This window comes from Dechloromonas denitrificans (assembly GCF_020510685.1).
In the GTDB taxonomy this organism is placed as follows: domain Bacteria; phylum Pseudomonadota; class Gammaproteobacteria; order Burkholderiales; family Rhodocyclaceae; genus Azonexus; species Azonexus denitrificans_A.
Genome location: NZ_CP075185.1, coordinates 1948336 through 1969357 on the forward strand (window position 1 = coordinate 1948336; position 21022 = coordinate 1969357).

16 protein-coding genes are annotated in these 21022 nt (G+C 64.9%); 10 read left to right on the top strand and 6 right to left on the bottom strand.

Annotated elements, in window-relative coordinates:
* Positions 1-209 precede the first annotated feature (209 nt).
* From KI611_RS22150 to KI611_RS09435, 3 genes are all read right to left on the bottom strand, one after another.
* Positions 210-3335: an ExeM/NucH family extracellular endonuclease gene (locus KI611_RS22150; RefSeq protein ID WP_319002335.1), complete on the bottom strand. Its 3126-nt coding sequence runs from the start codon at positions 3333-3335 to the stop codon at positions 210-212.
* 108 nt (positions 3336-3443) lie between these two features.
* Positions 3444-3956, bottom strand: a complete 513-nt coding sequence (locus KI611_RS09430) for a PEP-CTERM sorting domain-containing protein (RefSeq protein ID WP_226419561.1) — start codon at positions 3954-3956, stop codon at positions 3444-3446.
* 29 nt (positions 3957-3985) lie between these two features.
* Positions 3986-6292, bottom strand: coding sequence for a 5'-nucleotidase C-terminal domain-containing protein (locus KI611_RS09435; protein WP_226419562.1), 2307 nt, complete (start codon positions 6290-6292; stop codon positions 3986-3988).
* A gap of 290 nt (positions 6293-6582) precedes the next feature.
* Here KI611_RS09435 and KI611_RS09440 point away from each other — a divergent pair, with 290 nt between their 5' ends.
* Positions 6583-7245 carry a BON domain-containing protein gene (locus KI611_RS09440; RefSeq protein ID WP_226419563.1) on the top strand — a complete coding sequence of 221 codons (663 nt, stop codon included), beginning with the start codon at positions 6583-6585 and terminating at the stop codon, positions 7243-7245.
* Positions 7246-7255: 10 nt separating this feature from the next.
* Here KI611_RS09440 and KI611_RS09445 read toward each other — a convergent pair whose 3' ends face one another.
* Genes KI611_RS09445 through KI611_RS09455 form a run of 3 tightly spaced genes read right to left on the bottom strand, consistent with a single transcriptional unit; the run spans position 7256 to position 11025 of the window.
* Positions 7256-9070, bottom strand: coding sequence for a TRAP transporter large permease subunit (locus KI611_RS09445; protein ID WP_226419564.1), 1815 nt, complete (start codon positions 9068-9070; stop codon positions 7256-7258).
* Positions 9071-9073: 3 nt separating this feature from the next.
* The gene (dctP, locus tag KI611_RS09450; protein ID WP_226419565.1) at positions 9074-10084 is read right to left on the bottom strand and encodes a TRAP transporter substrate-binding protein DctP; all 1011 of its coding nucleotides are present in this window, start codon (positions 10082-10084) and stop codon (positions 9074-9076) included.
* 29 nt (positions 10085-10113) lie between these two features.
* Complete coding sequence (locus KI611_RS09455) at positions 10114-11025, bottom strand: TRAP transporter TatT component family protein (protein ID WP_226419566.1); 912 nt, start codon at positions 11023-11025, stop codon at positions 10114-10116.
* Between the two features lie 169 nt (positions 11026-11194).
* Between KI611_RS09455 and KI611_RS09460 the strand changes: the two genes are divergently transcribed.
* The 9 genes from KI611_RS09460 to KI611_RS09500 all read left to right on the top strand — a co-directional run bounded on the left by KI611_RS09460 (position 11195) and on the right by KI611_RS09500 (position 21002).
* On the top strand, positions 11195-13447 hold the full coding sequence (locus KI611_RS09460; RefSeq protein ID WP_226419567.1) for a secretin and TonB N-terminal domain-containing protein: 2253 nt from the start codon (positions 11195-11197) through the stop codon (positions 13445-13447).
* Positions 13447-13938: a type II secretion system protein gene (locus KI611_RS09465; protein ID WP_226419568.1), complete on the top strand. Its 492-nt coding sequence runs from the start codon at positions 13447-13449 to the stop codon at positions 13936-13938. The genes KI611_RS09460 and KI611_RS09465 overlap by 1 nt, the downstream gene beginning before the upstream one ends.
* Positions 13939-13941: 3 nt before the next feature.
* Positions 13942-14322, top strand: coding sequence for a type II secretion system protein (locus KI611_RS09470; RefSeq protein WP_226419569.1), 381 nt, complete (start codon positions 13942-13944; stop codon positions 14320-14322).
* The gene (locus KI611_RS09475; RefSeq protein ID WP_226419570.1) at positions 14316-14858 is read left to right on the top strand and encodes a type II secretion system protein; all 543 of its coding nucleotides are present in this window, start codon (positions 14316-14318) and stop codon (positions 14856-14858) included. Before KI611_RS09470 ends, KI611_RS09475 begins: the two co-directional genes overlap by 7 nt.
* 97 nt (positions 14859-14955) lie before the next feature.
* Positions 14956-15750, top strand: coding sequence for an ankyrin repeat domain-containing protein (locus KI611_RS09480; protein ID WP_226419571.1), 795 nt, complete (start codon positions 14956-14958; stop codon positions 15748-15750).
* Between the two features lie 7 nt (positions 15751-15757).
* Positions 15758-16534 (top strand): XrtB/PEP-CTERM-associated transcriptional regulator EpsA, encoded by a 777-nt coding sequence (gene epsA / locus KI611_RS09485; protein ID WP_226419572.1) that lies wholly within the window; start codon positions 15758-15760, stop codon positions 16532-16534.
* A 370-nt stretch (positions 16535-16904) separates the two neighbouring features.
* Complete coding sequence (locus KI611_RS09490) at positions 16905-17678, top strand: PEP-CTERM sorting domain-containing protein (protein ID WP_226419573.1); 774 nt, start codon at positions 16905-16907, stop codon at positions 17676-17678.
* Positions 17679-17745: 67 nt separating this feature from the next.
* Positions 17746-19218 (top strand): substrate-binding domain-containing protein, encoded by a 1473-nt coding sequence (locus KI611_RS09495; RefSeq protein WP_226419574.1) that lies wholly within the window; start codon positions 17746-17748, stop codon positions 19216-19218.
* 203 nt (positions 19219-19421) lie between these two features.
* Positions 19422-21002: a ShlB/FhaC/HecB family hemolysin secretion/activation protein gene (locus KI611_RS09500; protein ID WP_226419575.1), complete on the top strand. Its 1581-nt coding sequence runs from the start codon at positions 19422-19424 to the stop codon at positions 21000-21002.
* Positions 21003-21022 lie beyond the last annotated feature (20 nt).

The following is a 21022-nucleotide window of genomic DNA, read 5'->3' on the forward strand; positions in this document are numbered from 1 at the left end:
CTGGTCGCGCATGTTGGGTCTTGTCCCGGCGGGCTGCGGCGACAAGCTTTTGATGCGAGCGACGGCCTGCCAGTTTAGGTTGGCGGCGTTACCGCTATCACTTCCGATAGCGCCACCAATATGCGCCGAACGGACTAGTCGGCGGTTGGCGGCTGAAATAAAACGGGGAGGCCATGCCTCCCCGTTGTGCCGCCGATTTACCGCCTGCTTCAGAACACGAAATTACTGGGGATCGCCACCGCGCAGCTCTGGTTCTTGAGCAGTACGAGGCTGCGGCTGGCCGACGGACCCGCGCCATCGGTATCGATGCCGATCAGCGCATCGCTGCCGGTCGCCTTGCAGGTGACGTAGCCATCGGCGAGCGGTGCGTTGCTGCCAATGCCGGCCGACTGCAGCACCTGGGTCAGCACGATACGGTCGATGCCCGGCTGGAAGTCGGTGATGGTATCGGTACCGTCGCGCAGGCTGGCGAACACGAACTGGTCGGCCCCCGCCCCTCCGGTCAGGGTATCGGCCCCGATGCCGCCGCTGATCACGTCGTCGCCGGCGCTGCCGACCAGGGTGTCGCGACCGGCCGTGCCGGAGATCGACTTGAACAGATTCAGGCCAATCACCACCGGGTCGTGGTCGGATGAGCGATAGGCCGTGCTGGTGTAGTAGTCCGGGCCGCAAGTGGCGCAGGCCGGCTGCTTGAACTCCAGGTTGTAGTCGATGATGGCCGGTTCATCGGCATTGATCCGCCAATGCGCCGCCCCGGCGATCTGGGCACTCAGGCTGGGCGTGGCCAGGGCGTGGTCGAGGTAGCCGGATTCGCCGTCGAAAACGTAGGAATAGCCGAGGTTCTCAAAGCGGGCGACCTGGTCAACATAGCCGTTGGCAGTGAAGTCGAGGATCGGGTCTTCCTTGCCGTAGGCGTTGAGGTCGCCGATGACGATCACGTCGGCATCGCCGCTGCTCGCCTGCAGACCCTGGATATAGCTGCGCAGCGCCTGGGCCTGCTCGACCCGACGGGTATTCCAGCAGCCCTGGCCGTCGCCCTGATCGGTATCGGAGCCGGAAGTCGGGCAGCTGCTCTTCGACTTGAAGTGATTGACCACGACGCTGAATTTCTCGCCGTTGGCGGCGGCGAAGGTCTGGACCAGCGGCGGGCGGTTGTGGATGGCGTTGGTGTCGCTGACCGCACCACCGACTGGCGACAGCTTGGCCGGCTTGTAGATCATCGCGACGCGGATCGCATCGGTACCGCTGCCGCCGCTCGGCAGGGCGACGCTGGCATAGGTGCCGGCGCCCATGGCGGCATTGAGCGCGGCCACCAGGTCGAGGACGGCGGTGTTGCCGTTGTTCTCGATCTCCATCAGGCCGACGACATCGCCATTCAACGCCTTGATCGCATTGACGATCTTGGCCTTCTGGCGGGCGAACTCGGCGGCGCTGTCGGCGCCACGGCAATCGCTGCGGGTGCCGCCGGGGTAGCAGGAAGCGCCGCTCTGGTCGATGGTCGTGAAGTAGTTCAGCACGTTGAAGCTGGCCACCTTGATGTTGCCGCCAACCGCATCCGGCACGGCCGTGCGCGGGTTGGCGCGGGTGATCGTCGGGGCGACGCTTGGATGGATGCGGAAGTCGCTGAGGCCGGCCGTATCGCTGGTCGCCAGGCCGTAATCGATGACGCCGGTGATGCCGTTGATCGTGTCGCCGGCCCGCACCGTGTTGTCGGCGGCCAGGTAGGGGGTCGGATTGACGTTTTGCAGGCTGCTGCCGTCATCGAGCAGGATGCGGCGACGGGCGTTGTCGTCGGCCATGGCGATGGCTTCGGCGCTGCCGGCCGGGTAGCGGTTGGTCGGCTTTTCGAGGCGGCCACCCGCGGCCAGGGTGAGCTGGCCGTAACGGCCGAGGAAATAGTTCTGGCTGACGGTCAGCGTGTTGTCGATGTGCACCAGCATGCCTTCGTAACGCTCCAGGTCGCCTTCGACGGCCTCGGGCAGCGTAATCGTCCGCGGCGCGATCGTATGGCCGGTACTCTGCACGCTGACGGTCGGGCTGGTCAGCTCGGTCAGCGGGTTGGCGACCGCCACGGCGCCGGAACCGACGGCGAATTCACTGACCGTCGCGGCAACGCGGACCAGGTCGCCGAGGCTGACGGTCGGCAGGCTGCCGGTGTAAACGAAGATGCCGTCCGAGGTCGTTTCGTCGTCGTCGCCGCTGGCGTCCTGCATGAAGAAACCGCTGTTGTTGATCTTGGTCACCACGCCCTGGGTGGTCACGCTCTGCCCGGCGAAGGGGCTGCTCGGACCGTTGCCCTGGATGCTGTAGATCGGCGTCAGGCCGGCTACCGCGATGTCGACGGTGCAACTCGCCGTCTGCGTTTCATCATTGGCGAAATTGACGACGACGGCATAGTTGCCGGCGCCGACGCTGCTCGCCACGTTGAGTGTGACCGTTGCCGTGCCGCCATCGGCGCCGGCTGCCACCAGGCCGCTGAGCGAGAATCCGGCCGGCGTGCCGGCGGCGAGGCTGGCCGCATTGACGCGGCTGTCGGCATCGCTGGCGCTCAGCGGGAAGCTGCCGGCGCTGCCCTGATTGATGCTGCCGGCCAGGCAGGTCGGCATGATCGGCTGGTTCACCGCACCGAGCGAGGAACCGCTGACCGCAATATCGTCGATGCCGACCCACTCGTCGTTGCCGACGGCGTTGCTGGTGATGATGCGCAACTGCAGTTGCGCCTGGTTGTCGGCGGCGGCCGGCAGGGTGACGGCAACCGGCGTCGTCTTGCTCGCCGTGCCGGCCTCGGTCGCGTCGGCCACATAGGCGGCGGGGACGTTGACGAAATTGCCGCTGTTGCCGATGCGGTACTGCAGCGCAACTTGCTGGACGGCGTTATCGGCGGAAGCGTCGAGGTCGCGGACGCTGTAGGCCACCTGGATGTTCTGGAAACCCGCGGTATTCAGGTGCAGCAGGATGAACGGCGCATCGGCCGTGCCCGATCCGGTCAGCGCGATGGTCGGGTCGGCGAGGTGGAACTCGGCGACGCCGCCGGTCGAAAAGGTGTTCGGCGCGGTCTGGTTGGCATTGACGTCGAGCACCATCGAGCCGGGCGCGACGATGCCCTGCGGATCGGTGCCGGTCGAGCCGGTCAGGTCGTCGCCGCGGTAACCGAGGATGCCGGGGACGCCATCCCAGTTGTCGCTGGTCGTGATCAGGTCGATGTTCGACCAGTTCTGGCTGAAGGGCAGCGTTTGATAGACGCCATCGGCCAGGGCGGGAAGGCTGGCGAGCAGCAGGCTGGCGGCGATGACGCGGCGGGTGAAACGGGGCGGGGCGGTGGGGCGGGTTTTCATGGTCTTCGAATCTCGAAAAAGGGGCGGCACGGGGGCCGGCCGGCAAATCGGGAAAATGGCTCCCGAAGGAGCCATTTCGTCAGTCGGACAGTGCGCAGGGCCGATCGATCAGGCCATCTTCGCCCGGCGGCGGGCCAGCGCGCCCATCAAGCCAAGACCGGCGAGCAGCAAGGCGTAGGACTCGGGTTCCGGAACCGCGGCGTAGATCACGTTGCCGGCGCCGGAGCCACCGATTGCCGAGGTGTCGTAGGCGATGAAGGCTTCGCTGGCGTTCTCATAGCCGGCGATCAGTGAGAACTTCGGTTCGCTGCTCTCCACCGAAAAGGAAAGGCCGAGGAAGTTGCCGTTGAAATAGCCTACTTCGGCCGGTGCGGCAGCATCGCTCAGCGTGAAGTGGTTGCCGAGGAAGCTGAAGCTCAGATTGCCGACGCCCAGCCACTCGGAGCCGAGGTTGGTGAGCGCGGCGTCGTCGAAACTGAAGCTGCCGGAGTATGACTGGCCACTGAAAATGCCGGAGTCGAGCGTCCCGCTGAAGATGTAATTCTGGGTGGCGGCCTGGGCGGCGGGAAGGGCGGCGAGCAGCAGGGCGGCCAGCGCGGTGGTGCGGAAGAACTTTTGCATGGTAAATCTCCTGATTCAGATGAGGTTGGTTACAGGCCGAGGTCGCGGGCCGGGGCGATTTGCTTGGCGGTCAGGCCTTTCAGCGTGACCAGCGGGCGGGCGGCCAGCGGGCCGTTGCCATCGGTGTCGATCTGCAGGCTGACGCCGCCGGTGACATCGACGATGCGCACGTAGCCGTCGGCGAAAGCCGTCGCCTGGCTGGCGCCGATGCCGGCCAGCAGGGCGCTGAGGTCGATACTGTCGGCGTAGGGCGTGAAGTCGGTGATGGTGTCGCCGGCATCGCGCAGGCTGGTATAGACGAACTTGTCGCCGCCGGCGCCGCCGGTCAGCGTGTCGGCCCCGAGGCCGCCGATGATGGTGTCGTCGCCGGCCGTGCCGACGATCACGTCGCGGCCGGCGGTGCCGGTCTTGGTGACGCCCGGCAGGGCGACGGCGATGGCCAGGTCGGTCAGACGGCCGTGCCGGTCATAGGCGTTTTCCAGACCGTACATGTTGCTGGTGACTTCGTCGCCGTCCGCCGCGTTGAGCCGCTGCAGGCCGCCTTCGGCCTTCGGCGTGTTGATGAAGCTGGCCAGCGCTTCCTGGTAGGTGACGGTGTTGACCGCATTCTCGAAGGCCACGCCGTTGGCGGCGAAGGGATAGCCGTCGCCGCCGGCCGCCGTGAAGTCGATGGTGGCGAAGGAGAAGGTCCGGGTCGGATTGACCACGACGCCATCCTTGACCAGCACGGTGCCGTCGTCGAGCACGATGCTGCGGATGCGGTCGCCGCTGCCGACGTTGGCGGCGACGCTGCTGCGGGCGGTGCGCGTGGTGTCGAAGGTCACCTTGATGCCGGAAACCTGGGCGAAACGGCCTTGCGCCGAACCGGTCGGGGTCGAGGCGGCGACCGAGTGTTCGAGCAGGTCCTTCAACTGGCTGGCGTTCATCACCGGGGCGCGCTTGACCAGATTGGTGAAGGGCAGCACGTTGAAGGTATCGCCGACCGACAGATTGCCGGGGCCGGCGATATTGGTACGGATGCCGCCGCCGTTCTGGATGGCGACATCGGCCTTGCCGGCGAAGCGCATGGCGTCGGCCACCAGATCGCCGAGGCCGGTTTCGGCATTGCGCACGCCGGCGGTGAAGGTGCAGGGCAGCGCGGCGCAGGCAACGTGGGTCGGGCCGTTGAGCTTGACCGCGGTGGTCCCGATGATCTGGGCGTTGAGCGCGGCGATGAAGCTGTTGACCGGGGCGATGACGCTGGCGGCGATGACCGGCTCGCCGGCCACCTTGTCGGCATCGGCGGCGGCGCCGGAAACGCGCAGCATGCGGGTGCTGTCGATGCTGGTCAGGGCGCCGGTGCTGTCGTCGAGCGTGGCATTCACTTCGCCGACGTAGCGGTTGCCGAAGTGGCCGGTGACGATGGCGACCGGCTTGGCGGCGGCATCGTTGGCGTAGATCGGATGGGTGTTGAAGGTCGGGGCGACGCCGCCGTTGATCAGCAGGTCGTCGGGATCGGCCATCAGTTCATGGCCACCGCCGGAGATCACCAGGTCGACGCCGGTCAGCCCGGGAACCATGACATTGCGCTCGTTGGCGACGTTCTGCAGATGGCTCATGACGATCACCGCGCTGACGCCGTGCTTGTTGCGCAGAGCGTTGATCTCGGCCTGGAGCAGCGGCAGGATGGCCTGCAGGTTCTGCAGTTCCGTGGCGTTGGCATCGTAGGCCAGCATGCTGTCGGCGGCCGGCGAGGAAATGGTCGGCAGCAGCGGGGTGGTCGCGCCGACGATGCCGATCTTCTTGCCGCCGGTCGTCGTTACGATCTTCGACGGAGCGACCTTGCCGGCGGCAGCCAGCGCAGCGAATTCCGGCGTCGCGGTGAAATCGAGATTGGATGACAAGTAGGTGGTACCGGACACTTCGGCGAAGCGGGCGGCGACCGTCGGGCCGAGGTCGAATTCGTGATTGCCGAAGACCGCCGCATCGAAGCCGATCTGGCGCAGGGCGATGCTGTCGTAGAAGTCCTGGCCGCCGTCGGCATGGGCTGTGGCGAGATTGACGAAGCTGGCGTTCAGGCGCGGGCCGGGCAGAAAGGCATCGCCGGCATTCAGCTTGAGGACCGAGCGGCCGGCCGCCGTGGCGCTCGCCGCGGCATTGGCCATGACGGTCGCCAGGCGGTCGATGCCGCCATAGTAGGAAATGGCTTGCGAGGCGTTGTCGCGCAGGTTGCCCTGGGCGGAAAGCAGCCAGCTTTCCTGGTCGCCGACATGCAACACGGTAATTCCTTCGGCGGCGGCCAGGCCGGGAATGGCCAGGGCCAGGGCGAGAATGATGGGTTTCAACGAAGTACGCATCGATGGATCTCCAGGAAACAATGAATCCCCCGTCGGGCGGGGATGACGAATTGCGAATTGGTTGGCGGCCGCGCAACAGGAAAGGCGAGGCTGCCGGGAAACGAGAGTGGTCGGCCGGTTCGATCCAGCGTTGCGGCACGATAGGCGAGTGACATGAAAATTGGTCGAGCCGCAACCTAGTCCGTTCGGCCTAGCGGCTGCTTGTCGGATGTGGGCGGCAGTCAACAAGGTGTAACGCCGGGTGCCGAGAATGCCCTGCATCGTTCAGTCATCTTTTTGGAAAACCAGTCATGCCAAACGTCAGAAATGTGCTCATCGCCGCGCTTGTCGGCCTCTTTCCACTGTTGCAGGGCTGCGTCCCGGCGCTGCTCGCCACCGGCGCCGCCGTCACCGTGCTGAGCGCTCACGACCGCCGGTCGACCGGCACCCAGGCCGACGACGAAACATCGGAATGGAAAGGCGGCAACCGGATGCCGGCGCCTTACCGGAATTCGACCCATGTCAATTTCACCGCCTTCAACCGGGTCATGCTGCTCACCGGCGAAGTGCCCGACGACGAGGCGCGGCAGGCGATCGGGGCGATGGCCGAGAAGATCGAAGGCATCCGCAAGGTTCATAACGAACTGGTGGTCGGACCGCTGGCGGCGTTTTCCTCGCGCTCCAACGACGCTTTCGTGTCGTCCAAACTCCGCACCCGGCTGGTCGAGTCGAATCAGTTGTCGGTCAATCACATCAAGGCGATTACCGAAAACGGCACGCTGTTCCTGATGGGCCTGGTCAACGAGCAGGAGGCCAGGGTGGCCGTCGCCATCGCCCGCACCACCGACGGCGTGCGCAAGGTGGTCAATGTGCTGGAAATCATTCCCGAGCGGGAAACCCGCCAGCTCGACAACACCCTGCTCGGCGCAGCGCGCACCCCGCCCGCCCAGACGGCGCCGGTCGAGGCGCGCTGAGTCCGACCGGCTAGTGCCCGAAGACCGCCGGCAGCCAGTTGGCGAGGAAGGGTAGCGCCGAGATGGTCAGCACGCCGAGGAACATCGCCAGCAGCGCCGGCAAGACCGAGCCGGCGACATAGCGGATGGACTTGCCGAACATCGCCGAGGCGAAATAGATGTTCATGCCGGCCGGCGGGCAGAGGAAGCCCATCTCGATGTTGGCCAGGAAGATGATGCCGAAGTGCACCGGGTCGATGCCGTAGCTGATCGCCACCGGCAGCAGCAGCGGCACCAGCACGACGATGGCGGCGTAGATTTCCATCAGCGCCCCGGCCAGCAGCAGGAACAGGTTGAGGGCGACGAGGAAGGCGAACTTGTTGGGCAGGATAGCTTGTACCCATTCAGTCGCCGCATCGGGAATGCCGGCGTCGACCAGGTAATTGGTCAGGCCGAGCGCCATGCCGAGAATGACCATGATGCCGCCGATTACCGCGGCGCACTGGCGCAGGGTGTGGCCGATCTGCGCCCAGTCCAGTTCGCGATGCACCAGGGCCTGGGTGAACAGTGCGTAGGCCGTGGTCAGCGCGGCGCTCTCGGTCGGCGTCGCCAGGCCGCTGATCAGCGAGCCGATGGCCACGACCGGCGCCAGGACTTCCCATTTGGCCGCCCACAGCGCGGTTTTGACCGGCAGCGCCGGGGCTTTTTCCGGGCCGGCCAGCGGCACCGTCGGGCTCCGTCGCAGATAACCGCCGGCCAGCAGCAGGAAGCCGACCATGACGACGGCCGGCAGCAGCCCGGCGAGGAACATCGTGTTGATCGGCTGGCGGGCGATGATCGCGTACATGATCAGCGGCACCGAGGGGGCGAGCAGCACGCCGAGTGCGCTGGCGCTGGTCACCAGGCTGATGCCGCGCCGCTCGGGAAAGCCGGCCTTGGTCAACAGCGGCAGCAGCAGGCCGCCAAGCGCCAGGATGGTGACGCCGCTGCCGCCGGTAAAGGCGGTGAAGAACGAACACAGCACGGCCGCCGCGATGGCCGTGCCGCTGACCCCGCTGCCGAACAGCGCGGTGAATAGCTGGCCGAGACGGGCCGCCGCGCCGCTCCGCGCAAAGAGCAGGCCGGCCAGCGTAAACAGCGGCAGGGCCGGCAGCGAAGGATTGACGGTGATCTGGTAATGGCTGAGCGAGACCGCGGCGAGCGGCTGCCCTTCCTGCCAGAACAGGGCGAGCGCCAGGCCGCCGAGCACGGTGAAGATCGGCGCGCCGCACAACAGCATGGCGGCCAGCCAGATGGCGAAGGGCCAGAGGGGCAGGGTGTCGCCGTCGAAATGCCCGGCGAACAGCATGCCGCACAGCGGCAGGCCGACCGCCGCGAGCAGCCGGCCGGGCCAGTTGTGGCCGAGGCGAGCGGCAAAGCGGACGGCGAGCAGCAGGAAGCCGAGCGGCATCGCTGCTTCGATCAGCCAGCCGGGCATGCCGTAGGCCAGATTGCGCGGCGCCGCCATTTCGCTGACGACGAAGGTCCAGCTCGCCTCAGCCAGCATGCCGGCAATCAGTGCCGAACTGGCCCGGGCAAAATAATCGGCCGCCTTGCGGAGCAGCGGGTTTGCCGAGTTGGCCAGGCCGCTGCACAGCGAACTCAGCTCGCCCTGGCGCTCGGCGACCAGCGCGCCGAACATCGCGAGAACCAGCCCAAGATGCTGGACCAGCCCCGGGCCGTTCTCGATGCCGGCGCCGAACAGTGGGCGGAGCACGATTTCGAGCAGCGGAATGAGCAGCATCAGCACCAGCGCCAGGCCGGCCAGCCATTGGTCGAAGGCGCCGAGGCGCCGCAAGCCGCCCATCGCTTACCTGGCCTTGCCGCTGCGGTAGGCTTTCAGGTGGCCGACCACCTCGTCGAAGGTATCGGCCGGCACCAGCTTGCCGCGTATCTTCGGATACAGGCGCTCGGCCAGATCGTGCCATTCCTTCAACTGTTCGGCATTCGGCTTGTTGACGATCAGGCCGCGCTTCTTCATCGCCTCGACCGCTTCATCGACCTCCTGCCGGGCCCGGGCCCGGATCTGCCCGCCGGCTTTCCGGCCGGCTTCGCGGACCACGGCCTGGGCTTCCGGGCTCAGGCCGTCCCAGGTCTTGCGGGTCACCACCAGGGCGCCGACGATGGGCGCCCAGTTGAGGTCGAGCATGTTCGGGGCGCTGGTATAGATCTGGGTCGCCAGCGCGAAGTAGGGCGTGGACGGCACGGCATTGATCATGCCGGTCTGGATGGCCGGCAGGATGTCGGCGGTTTCCAGCGGCACCGGCGTATAGCCCAGGCTCTTCATGATCTCCTGCTGCTCCAGCTCGCTGGCCCAGGCGAAGAACTTGACCTTCTTGTAGTCGTCGGGACGAACGGCCGCTTCCTTCGAGAAGAAGCGGACCCAGCCGGCGTCGCCCCAGGCGAGCACGACGAAGCCCTTGTCGAGGAAACGCTTTTCCATCGCCGGGCGCATTTTTTCCCGAACGTAATCGACTTCTTCCCAGCTGCGGAACATCAGCGGCATGTTCTGCAGCGCGGCAATCGACGGCTCGATTTCGCGCAGGCCGACCACCGACAGCAGACCGCCCTGCAACTGGCCGACGCGCATCCGGCGCACCATGTCGGTTTCGCCGCCCTGGCTGCCATCGGGATAAACCAGGTATTTGGCCTTGTCGCCCTGGGTGCTCCGCCAGGCCTCGCCCAGCTCCATCAATTGCTGGTGGTACAGCGAGTTTTTCGGGGCCAGCGTCCCGATGCGCAACTGCTGGTCGGCCGCCGTTACGTTCAGTGCCAGCACGGCGCAAAGCAGTAGCCCAGCCCAGCGAAATGGTCTCTTCATCGTTCTCTCCCTGATATTGGTCGGCTGGCTCAGAACAAGTCAGCCGTTTTGTCGAGCAGCCAGCGCGCCCGGCGGCGCATGACCTCGTTTTGCAGCGTCAGCGGGCTGTCGGCCTGGTCCTTGATGGTCAGCGCCTGGTGCAGCAATTTTTCGAACAGGGCCTGGTCGCCGGCCGGCAGGGCGTAGGACTCGGCTTTGCCGAGCAAGGGGCCGGCACTTTTGCCGGCCGACTGGGCGATTGCCTGGTCGAACCAGCGCAGCGCCTGCGCCTGACTGCCGCCCGGGCGCGAGGCTTCGAAGGTCGCCAGCAGCCCGGTCAGTGCGCCGTCGCTCCAGGCCGGATCGACCGCCCAGGCAAGCTGCGCCAGACGCACGGCGAGCGGCAGATCGGCCACCACCTCGGGATCGTCCTTGCTCAGCGAAATCCAGCCACCCCAGGCGGCGGCGGCCCAGTAGGCGAGGCCGACCTGTTCCGGCTTGAGCGGCGGCCAGTCCTGCGGCTGCGGGCTGGCCAGGGCCCTGGCGAAACCCGGGTGCTCCTGTTCCAGCGCCTGCAGCGCATGGCGCTGGGCCCGTTGATAGAGTTTCGCCGCGCGCTGGCGCAGGCGTTGGGCGGCCCGGGCATCGCGGGCTTCGATCTGCTCGGCTTCGCCGGCGACGAAGGCGTAGGCATATTGCGTGAAGCCGCCGGCCACCGCTTCGGCCAGCGGACGATGCCCCGGCTGCTGGCGCAGGATCGATTCGGACAGTTTCAGGTAGAAGGCGCTGGCTTCACGGGCCAGATCGAGGTCCGGCTCGGCCGATTGGCCCTGGGCGGCGAGTTCGTCGGCGATGCCGCCGATCACCATCTGGCGGGGGGAGCAGCCACCGAGCAGCAGGCCGACGAGGAGCAGGGCGATGGCCGGGCGGGCGCCGCGGCGAGGGGAACGGACCGTTGTCATTCGCTGGAGGTGACAAAAAAGCCTCACACGGTAGCCAGCGAATGTTGCGGTGCCATGACATCGCACCGCATGTTAATTGAATGGTTTTAACACCACTGTAACGCGCCCTTTCTAGCATTGGCCGCTTTCCTCATGGTTCTCCACGATGCAGCCCGGATTTGATGCTTGCTTGAAACGACGCGGTTTGTTCCTGCTCATGGCGCTGGCTCTTGGCGGTTGTTCGCACCCGGCATTCCGCGAAGGCTTGGCGGCGCTCTCGCTGGGCAAGAAGGAGGAGGGCATCAGTTCGCTGGAGAAGGCGGTACGCGACGAACCGCGCAACGCCGAAATGAAGGCCTCGTTGATTCGTCATCGTGGCGAAACGATCGATGGCTACCTTGCCGAGGCCGAGCGCCAGCGGGCGGCCGGTCAGCCGGAAGCGGCCGGCCAGGCCTACCGCCAGGTGCTCGCCCTCGATGCCGGCAATGCCCGAGCCCGGCAGGGCATGGAACAACTGGTGGCGGACCGGCGCAATGGCGAGCAGTTGCTGCAGGCCGAGCAATTGTTGAAAAAGAGCGACCTGATCGGCGCCGAGCGGGTCATCCGCACCGTGCGGGCGCAGGACCCGCTCAACACCGGGGCGCGCCAGCTGCAACAGCAGGTCGATCAGCAGCGCGAGAAGGAGGGCAACGGGTTCTCCAACCCGGCCGTCAAGGCGGCGCTGGCCAAGCCGGTGGTGCTTGAATTCCGCGATGCGACGCTGAAGTCGGTTTTTGAAGTGCTGTCTCGTTCGTCGGGCCTGAATTTCGTCTTCGACAAGGACGTCAAGGGCGACAGCAAGGTCACGCTGTTCGTCCGCAACAGTCCGCTGGAGGACATCCTGCGGCTGATCCTCAAGACCAATCAGCTGGAGAAGAGCCAGCTCAACGACAACAGCTTCCTGATTTATCCGAATTCCCCGGCCAAGGGCAAGGAGTACCAGGAGCTGGTGGTACGCAGCTTTTATCTCGCCAATACCGATGTCAAACAGGCGATGAGCCTGGTCAAGACGGTGGCCAAGAGCAAGGACGTGTTCGCCGATGAAAAGCTCAACCTGCTGATCGTCAAGGACACGCCGGAGGCGATTCGCCTGATCGAGCGGCTGATCGAGTCGCTCGACCTGGCCGAGCCGGAAGTGATGCTCGAGGTCGAGGTGCTGGAAGTGACGCGCAGCCGGCTCAACGAGTTCGGGCTGGACTGGCCGGATTCGATCGGCTACGGCGCCCTGCAGAAAGAAATCAGCACGCAGACGATCGCCAATGGCGTGACGCTCAACAATGTCACGCCCGGCGGCACGCTGGCGGCCGGTTTCGTCAATGCGCAGAAAATCGGCAGCCTGACCTCCTTTGTCGCCAACCCGGCCTTCACGCTGAACATCAAGGGCCAGAACGCCGACACCAATGTGCTGGCCAATCCGCGCATCCGGGTCAAGAACCGCGAAAAGGCCAAGATCCACATCGGCGACAAACTGCCGGTCTTCACCACCACCTCGACTGCCAATGTCGGCGTCTCGGCTTCGGTTAACTACCTCGACGTCGGCCTGAAGCTCGATGTCGAACCGAATGTGATGCTCGACGACGAAGTGTCGATCAAGATCGGCCTGGAGGTGAGCAGTATCGCCAAGGAAATTGCCGGGCCGTCCAATTCGCTGGCCTATCAGATCGGCACCCGCAGCGCGAGCACGGTGCTTCGCCTGAAGAACGGCGAAACCTCGGTGCTGGCTGGCCTGATCAGTGACGAGGAGCGCAAGAGCACGAGCCATGTGCCGGGCATCGGCGAAATCCCCATCCTCGGCCGGGCTTTCGGCAGCCATCGCGATACCTCGTCGAAGACCGAGATCATCCTGCTGATCACGCCGCGCGTGCTGCGCAACATCCATCGGCCGGATTTCGGGCAACCGGCCTTGCCCTCGGGTACCGAATCGACGATAGGCGCGCTGCCGTTGGCCATCAAGACGCAAGGCCCCAAGTCGCTCGGCATCAGCCCGCGCGGCGGCAGCGCGGCCGTCCAGCCGCCGCTCGGAACCCCTGGGGCTATCGTCGAAGTCGATGCGACGGCCCAGGCGCCGGCATCGGCGGTGGCCGAAGGTCTGCAGATCAGCGGCCCGGCCGAGGCAACCGGCGGCAGCGAGATCGATATCGGCATCGCCACGCCGGGCCAGGGCGCGCCGGTGATCGTCGATATCGCCTTCGACCCGACCTTGCTTGAAGCGAAACTGCCGGCCGCCAGTGGTGCCGGCCGGGTCAGCCTGCGCGTCGATCAGGGCCGGGGCAGCCTGCGTTTGCGGGCTTTGCCGGGCGCCAAGGGGGAAACCCGGGTCGACGTGGTTGGTGCCGCGCTTGAAGGCGGCGAGGCGATTGCCGGCGCGGCTGGCTCGCATGTGCTGAAACTCAAATCGCCGTGATGGGAAGGGGAAGGCCGGCATCGGCCAGCCGGGGCTTCACGCTGATCGAGCTGGTCGTCACCGTCGCCATTGTCGGTATTCTGGCCATGGCGGCGATGCCGATGATCGAGATGAATGCCAAGCGCCAGAAGGAAGTCGAGCTGCGCGCCGCGCTGCGTGAAATACGCGGCGGGATCGACGCCTATCGGCGGGCGGTGACCGAGGGAAAGATCGAAAAAAAGGTCGACGAAAGCGGTTATCCGCATCGCCTGGAAGACCTGATTCGCGGTGTCGACAACATCCTCGACCCCAATAAAGCCAAGCTCTATTTCCTCCGCCGTTTACCGCGCGACCCGTTCAACGACGACCCGGCGCAGTCGGCGGCGCAGAGTTGGGGCAAGCGCAGCTATGCCAGCCCGCCCGATGCGCCGCTCGAAGGGGCGGATGTTTTCGATGTGTATTCCTTGTCGGCGGGCCGCGGCCTGAACGGCATTCCTTACCGGGAGTGGTGAGCCATGGCGGCGCGCAAAAAGGGCTTCACGCTGATCGAATTGCTGGTCGTCATGTCGGTGATCGCCACCTTGCTGACCATCGCCGTGCCGCGCTATTTCCAGCATCTCGACCGGGCGCGGGAAGCGGCGCTGCGCGAGTCGCTGGCGGTGATGCGCGACGCCGTCGATAAATACCGCGGCGACACCGGCCGCTACCCGGAAACGCTCGAAGAACTGGTGACCAAGCGCTACCTGCGCAAGGTGCCACCCGACCCGATTACCGAAAGTACTGAAAGCTGGGTTCTCGTGCCGCCGCCGGACGAACCGGGCCAGCGCAAGGTCTGGGACGTGCGCAGCGGTGCCGAAGGACAGGGACAAAACGGCAGCGATTACGCGACATGGTGAATTGCGCCGGGCCGCTGCCTTTTGCCGATAGAAGCCAGGGCGGTTTCACCTATCTCGGCCTGCTTTTCGCGGTGGCCATCGCCGGCATTGCGCTGGCCGGCACCGGCGCGCTGTGGCAACTGGAAAGCCGGCGCGAGAAGGAAAAGGAGCTGCTGTTCATCGGCGAGGAATTCCGCCGGGCGATCGGCAGCTATTACGACATTTCGCCCGGTGCCGATAAACAATATCCGGAAAAACTCGACGATCTGTTGCTCGACAAGCGCTTCCCGATGCCGGTTCGCCATCTGCGCCGCCTCTACCGCGACCCGATGACGGCGGATGGCGCCTGGGAATTGATCAGGAGCCAGGGGCGGATCATCGGCGTGGTCAGCGCATCGCCCGGGAAACCGGTCAAGATCGCCGGCTTCCCGGCCGAGCAGCAGGATTTCGAGGGCGCCACCCGCTATGCCGAGTGGCGCTTCACCCACAGCGGCGGCAGCAACAATCCGGCACCCGCTGCCGGGGCTGCCGCCGGGCAGGGCGAGGGCGGGCGTTGATCGTTTCTTGCCATTGAAATAATTCCACAACGCTGGCGTAACCCGCCGCGCATATATTCATGTTCTTGATTGGCGTAGTCCGGAATAAAACAAAGTCATGAACAAATCCACCCTTTACGCGCTGCTGCTGGCCTGTGGCTTGCTGCCTGCCGCCCATGCCTTCGAGGAATCGCCCGCCGTGCCGGAACGTCTGCGACCCGGTGGCGAAGGCCGGCAGCGCGCCTTGCCCGAGCAATTTTCAGCTGTCGCCCAGCCGGCCTGGGACGACCGGCTGCCGGCCATTCCCGCCGCCACCGGCGAATTGATCGCGGCCAGCCGGGCCGGCCAACTGGAGGCGGTCAAGGAACTGCTGGCGGCCGGCGCCCTGCCCAATGCGCCGGATGCGCTCGGCGAACGGCCCTTGCTGGCAGCCGTGGCCGGCGAGCATGGCGAAATCGTGCGCCTGCTGCTGCAGCGCGGGGCCAGCCCCAACGTCAAGGGGCCGCAGGGCCTCGCCCCGCTGAGCATGGCGGCGGCGGCCGGCAATCCCGGCATGGTCCGCCTGTTGCTGAAGGCCGGTGCCGTGGTCGATGCGCGTAGCGACAACCGCACGACGGCGCTGCACGAAGCGGTCCGATTCGATCATCCCGGGATTGTTCGCGAACTGATGGCGGCCGGCCCCGAGCTGGCCCGCTATGACCGCGAAGGCCTGCATCCGCTGGCCCTGGCCGCAGCCCTCGGCCGTCTGGCCTGCCTGAGCGCCTTGTTCGAGGCCGGCGTCGATGCCGATATCCCCGACAGGACCGGCCTGACCGCCCTCTACTGGGCGCGCCGCTACGACCAGGCGCTGGCCGAGGTCATCCTGGTTGAGCACGGCGCCAGCCGGGAAGCCTGGCCGATCGTGGTCGATTGATCCGGCGATGGATACCCTGATCACCCTGAGCCCGGTCGAACTCGAACGTCTGCTGATCACCATCGAGTCGTCGCAACAGGTGCATCGGCGGCATCAGTACTTCCTCTGGTCGCAGGGCGCGCTACAGAGTTTTCTGCCGCATGACGTGCTGGTCTTCGGGCATGGCGAGTACGGCACGCCGAATTTCCGCTGCGAAGTGCTGGCCCGCAACAATACCTGGGAGGATAGGGCGCTGCATGCCGAACTCAACCGCCTGGTCCAGATGATGGTGGAAAACTGGCAGAGCAGCGGCCATATCCCCCGCTTTTTCGGCCCGGCCAGCGACGAGGGCGGGGCGGGCGGCAGCGTCATCGGCCAGGCCCTCGACCGGCTTGGCCTTGGCCACGCGCTGGCGCATGGTGCCAAGGAGTTTCCCGGCGACTGTTCGGGATTTTTCGTCTTCATGCGCATGGCCGATGCTCCCGGCCGCCGCCATGCCTACTTTGCCGAAATGCTGATGCCCTATCTGCACACCACGCTGCACCGCATGCTGCAGCTGGAAAAGGAGATGCCGTCGCGCCGCCTGCGCCCCGGCCTGACGCTTAGCACGCGCGAAGCCCAGGTCATTTCGCTGGTCCGCGATGGCAACACCAACCAGCAGATTGCCAAAGTCCTCGAACTTAGTCCGCTGACCGTCAAGAACCATGTTCAGAACGTGCTGCGCAAGCTGGAAGTCGCCAACCGCGCCCAGGCGGTAGCCAAGGCCGTCAAGGCACGGCTGATCGGCGATACCGTCGGCAGTTGAAGGGCGGCGGATCGATTCCGCCGGCAAATTTTTGCCTGGCTGGCCCGGCCGCCGCCGCAATCCGGGTCGCTGCCCGAGCACCCGCCGGCAATATTACCCAGTGTGACAAAACGCGCCGCTTTCCCTGAGCCGAACGGACCGGTCGACTGGTCCGATCGGCTGGAAAAAACCTCCCCAAGGCCCCGAACCCACGTCATTTCCCCTCCCTAAAGTGGCATCCGTCGACATGGCGGTTGTTGGTTGGTGCCGGGTGGCAAGCACAGTACCCGCGGTTTTGATGAGCGGGCACCCGCAGCAGACCCTCTCCGGACATGTCGCATGGTCGCCCGCAGGGGGTGATTTTCAATCTTTTTTGGATAGGGGTTTGTCAATGAAATTTTCTCTCAAGACTCTTGCTGCCGCAGCCGTGATGGTTGTCGCCGCTTCCGGTGCGAACGCTGCCATCGATGCCGGCGCTACCGGCAACGGCGAACTGTTTTTCAATGTATGGGATGCCAGCGGCTCCTACACCCGTGACCTCAACATCACGATCAACAGCTTTGAAGCCCTGGTTGCCGCCGGTGGCAGCCTTGACCTGAGCTTCACCCAGAATGCGACCTTCGCCACTTTCCTGGCCGGTGCTGACTTGGCTACGCTGAAATGGAACGTTGTTGCCGCCGATGCCGTGAATCCCTTGCGTATCCTGACGACTTACACTGCGCCGGAAGTTGCCCCGCTCAAGGACAGCGTGACCAAAGCGGCCTCAACCAGTGTGCGCAATTTTGCCTCTGAGGTTAACAAGGTTATTGGCGGCAACGATTCCGTCGCTGTGACTTCTGGCAGCGCGGCCTATGCAGGCGCTAACGGTGTGTTTGGTGTCAAATTGGGCGATATTTTGAATTTCGAAACCACTGGCTCGCTGGCCAATAACAGCTTTGCCAGCGGCCTCGGCTTCATGCGTATCGATGCCAAGACGACTGGCACGGCCGCTTCCGCCTACAACGAGTACATGGATGGTACCTCCGTAGTCAATGTGTACCTCGACTCCAGCAAGACCCTGCATATCGCTGCTGCTGCGGTTCCTGAACCGGAGTCCTACGCGATGCTGCTGGCCGGTCTCGGCATGATCGGTTTCATGGCTGGCCGTCGCAACAAGCGCGCCTAATTCCCTAGCGAAATAGCGGGCGTTCCGTTCGGGACGTCCGTGTAACACACCTTTCAGGAGTTAACCCATGCAAGTCAAGAAAATCGTTTCCTTGTGCGCTCTCGCCTGTGCCGCCATGGCCGGGTCTTCAGCTCACGCAGCCCTGTCCGCCGCCGCCATCGCCGATCTGGACTCTGCCGTTCCAGCCGGCCGCATCGTCTTCATCTCTGGTGCCTCCGCTGTGCAGAAGGGCTTTACCAGCGTCATCGCCAGCACCTTCACCGGCACCCCTGTTTATTACTCGGTCAAGGGCGGCGGCAAGTCAACCAAGGTAACCGATGCCGATTTCGTTGCCGTTTCCGGCACGCTGGCAGCCGGTACCGGTACCTGGGCTGGCCAGAAGGCCATCGTCATCTACCGTGTCAAGGGTGGCTCGGTCTACGGCGTTAATTCCGTGGCTCGTGAAGACATGATCGAGTCCATGCTGGTCACCAAGACAGCCTGCGGTACGTCCGGTACCGGCACGTCCGCCGATCCGTACTCCTGTGGCACCACCACCATGGCGCCGGATGCCGGTGTTTCCGACATTGCCCCGAAGCATTTCGTCTATGGCGTCAATACCGAGGGTGAAATTCCCGCTGAAGCGCTGAACGACATCGAAATCGGCCGGCTGACCTCGACCCCGTTGTACGGCCTGGCTTTCGGCATTCCGGTCACCAATACCGTTCCGGATACCGTCAAGTTCAATCGTGCCACGATTGCCGCCATCATGTCCGGCAACGTCGGTACCTGGTCTTCGGTCGCCAATGCCGGTTCGGGCGACATCATCGTCTGCCGTCGCGTGCCGGGTTCCGGTACCCAGGCCGTCTATAACATGTGGGCCAACAACACGTCCTGCCCGGGTACTTCGGTCGATCCGGCTGACCGTTATGCTTCCGATGCCTGGGACGACGGCGCGCGTACCTTTACCTACGATCCGGCCAGCCCGAAAAATGGTCTGGTGGTCATCGAAAACTCGACCTCGGGCAATGTCCGCGACTGTCTGAATGCGGCGGTCAATGGCGGCACGTACAAAACCAGCGATCGCAGCGGCCAGGAGGTGACGGTGAATTTCGTTGCTGGTGGCAACAAGGCCATCGGCACGCTCTCCATGGATAGCCTGAAGGATTCGCTGAGCAGCGGCAAGTGGCAGTTCCGTGCTCTCGATGGCGTCGGTAAGCTCGTTCAGGATACCGCCGGTGCTGCGCCGACGACGGTCGTTCCGGCTGGCTATAGCGCCGGTAAGGTGCCGTCTTTTGATGCTTACGAGAATGGTGATTGGGATCTGCAAGGCTGGGTCTCCTTCAACGTGCCGGCTCGTACCACTGGCGCCAAGCTGGAATTCCTCAACAAGTTCATTTCCAATGCACAGTCTACCGCCGTCCTGCAAGCCACTGCCGACCTGAAGTTCGTCGCGGCCGGCATTCCGAGCAACGCCGGTGTTTCCGGGTCGTACGCGCTTGATGCCGAGTACCTCGGTAACAACCAGTGCAACCCGTATCAGCGTAACTACAACGACTAATCAGCATCGGTCTCTGCCTGCCCAAAACAGGCATTGCACAGAACGGCCCGCGTAATCCGCGGGCCGTTTTTGTTTCGGTAATTTTCCTGTCGTAGGTTGGGCTTCGGCCCGACAAGCCCTCTCGCCGCTAGTCCGATCGGACTAGCTTTCGATCCCCGCTTATTCACAGTGGGGTAATGCCACCTGCCGATAATCCGCGGGCTATGCATTTCGTCAAACATCTCCTCTCTGCGGCCCTGCTCGGCACGGTCTTTTTCTCCGCTACCGCCCGGGCGGCGGCGACTTTTGATCTGTTCGAATTCGCGGTCGAAGGCAACAGCGTGCTGGCCGATGTCGATATCGAGCGCGCCGTTTATCCCTCGCTCGGGCCGGGCAGGACCGCGGCCGATGTCGAGAAGGCGCGCGCCGCGCTGGAGGCGGCTTATCAGCAGAGCGGCTATCTGTCGGTTTCGGTCGTTGTGCCGGAGCAGTCGGTGGCGGACGGCGTGATCCGGTTGCAGGTCATCGAGGGGCAGGTCGAGCGTCTGAAAGTCAGTGGCAACCGCTATACGGCGCGTAGCGATCTGCGCGCCGAGGTGCCGGCGCTTGCCGCCGGTTCGGTGCCGCATTTTCCGACCATGCAGGCCGAACTGGCGCAGGCCAGTCGTTCGCCCGACCGCCGAGTGACGCCGTTGCTGCGCCCCGGTGTCCGGCCGGGAACGATGGAAGTCGAACTCGCCGTCGAGGACGAGTTGCCGCTGCACGGCAATGTCGAGCTGAACAACCGGCAAAGCCCGGATACCTCGCCGCTACGGCTGGAGGCCGGCATCCGCTATGCCAACCTGTTCCAGAAACAGCACAGCGCCGGCCTCAATTACGTGGTCGCCCCGGAGAATCCCGATGAAGTGAGCGTGCTGGCCGCTTTCTATAACGCGCCGCTGAGCGCTACCCGTTCGCTGTCGACCTTCGTCCAGCACTCGAACAGCAACATCGCCACCTCTTTCGGCAGCACCGTGCTCGGCAAGGGCACCACGTTCGGCGCCCGGTTCTCGCAGACCTTGCCGCAACCGGCCGGTATCGCCAATTTCTTTCATTCGCTGTCGCTCGGGATGGATTTCAAGAATCTGGCGGAATCGCAGAACGCGCTGGGCGCCGACAAGAAGGACACGCCGCTGCGCTACACGCCGCTGGTCGCCCAATACACCTTCAGCAATTTTGGCGAGTCCGGCGAGTTCACCGGCAACCTCAGCTTGGTCGTCAATCTGAATACCAGCTCGCGGCGCGTCGATTGCCAGGGCGTCGACATGGACCAGTTCGAGTGTCGCCGGGCCTATGCCCGCGCCGGCTTTTCGGTGGTGCGCGGCGATCTTTCCTATTCGAAACGCCTGCTCGGCTGGGAGGGCATGTCCCGTCTCGATTTCCAGATCAGTTCGCAGCCGCTGGTTTCGCCGGAGCAGATTCTGGCCGGCGGCATGGACAGCGTGCGCAGTTACTACGAAGGCGAGACGGCCGGCGATGCCGGCTGGCGTTTGCGCGGCGAGATCAAGACGCCGACGCTGATCGCCTTCGGCGACCTCGGCCTGCGCGCCATCGGTTTCGTCGAAGGCGCGCGGCTGTGGTTGAACAGCCCGCTGCCCGGCCAGACCAGCGAGTTTTCGCTGGCCAGCGCCGGTTTCGGGCTGCGTCTGAAGGGTGAAAAGGGTGGTCCGCTACTGGTAGTCGATGCCGGACAGGCATTGAAAGCCGGGCCGCGTACCGAAAAAGGCGCGCAGCGGGTGCATGTGCGGCTGGGTTATGAATTCTGATCGTCGCGACGCCGGATACA

Excerpts from the sequence above, each read along its gene's own strand:
- KI611_RS09465 (WP_226419568.1), top strand. The coding sequence starts at position 13,447 with ATGGGAAGGGGAAGGCCGGCATCGGCCAGCCGGGGCTTCACGCTGATC.
- KI611_RS09475 (WP_226419570.1), top strand. The coding sequence starts at position 14,316 with ATGGTGAATTGCGCCGGGCCGCTGCCTTTTGCCGATAGAAGCCAGGGC.
- KI611_RS09480 (WP_226419571.1), top strand. The coding sequence starts at position 14,956 with ATGAACAAATCCACCCTTTACGCGCTGCTGCTGGCCTGTGGCTTGCTG.
- KI611_RS09470 (WP_226419569.1), top strand. The coding sequence starts at position 13,942 with ATGGCGGCGCGCAAAAAGGGCTTCACGCTGATCGAATTGCTGGTCGTC.
- KI611_RS09455 (WP_226419566.1), bottom strand. The coding sequence starts at position 11,025 with ATGACAACGGTCCGTTCCCCTCGCCGCGGCGCCCGCCCGGCCATCGCC.
- KI611_RS09500 (WP_226419575.1), top strand. The coding sequence starts at position 19,422 with ATGCATTTCGTCAAACATCTCCTCTCTGCGGCCCTGCTCGGCACGGTC.
- KI611_RS22150 (WP_319002335.1), bottom strand. The coding sequence starts at position 3,335 with ATGAAAACCCGCCCCACCGCCCCGCCCCGTTTCACCCGCCGCGTCATC.
- KI611_RS09495 (WP_226419574.1), top strand. The coding sequence starts at position 17,746 with ATGCAAGTCAAGAAAATCGTTTCCTTGTGCGCTCTCGCCTGTGCCGCC.
- KI611_RS09435 (WP_226419562.1), bottom strand. The coding sequence starts at position 6,292 with ATGCGTACTTCGTTGAAACCCATCATTCTCGCCCTGGCCCTGGCCATT.
- KI611_RS09440 (WP_226419563.1), top strand. The coding sequence starts at position 6,583 with ATGCCAAACGTCAGAAATGTGCTCATCGCCGCGCTTGTCGGCCTCTTT.
- dctP (WP_226419565.1), bottom strand. The coding sequence starts at position 10,084 with ATGAAGAGACCATTTCGCTGGGCTGGGCTACTGCTTTGCGCCGTGCTG.
- KI611_RS09445 (WP_226419564.1), bottom strand. The coding sequence starts at position 9,070 with ATGGGCGGCTTGCGGCGCCTCGGCGCCTTCGACCAATGGCTGGCCGGC.
- KI611_RS09430 (WP_226419561.1), bottom strand. The coding sequence starts at position 3,956 with ATGCAAAAGTTCTTCCGCACCACCGCGCTGGCCGCCCTGCTGCTCGCC.
- epsA (WP_226419572.1), top strand. The coding sequence starts at position 15,758 with ATGGATACCCTGATCACCCTGAGCCCGGTCGAACTCGAACGTCTGCTG.
- KI611_RS09490 (WP_226419573.1), top strand. The coding sequence starts at position 16,905 with ATGAAATTTTCTCTCAAGACTCTTGCTGCCGCAGCCGTGATGGTTGTC.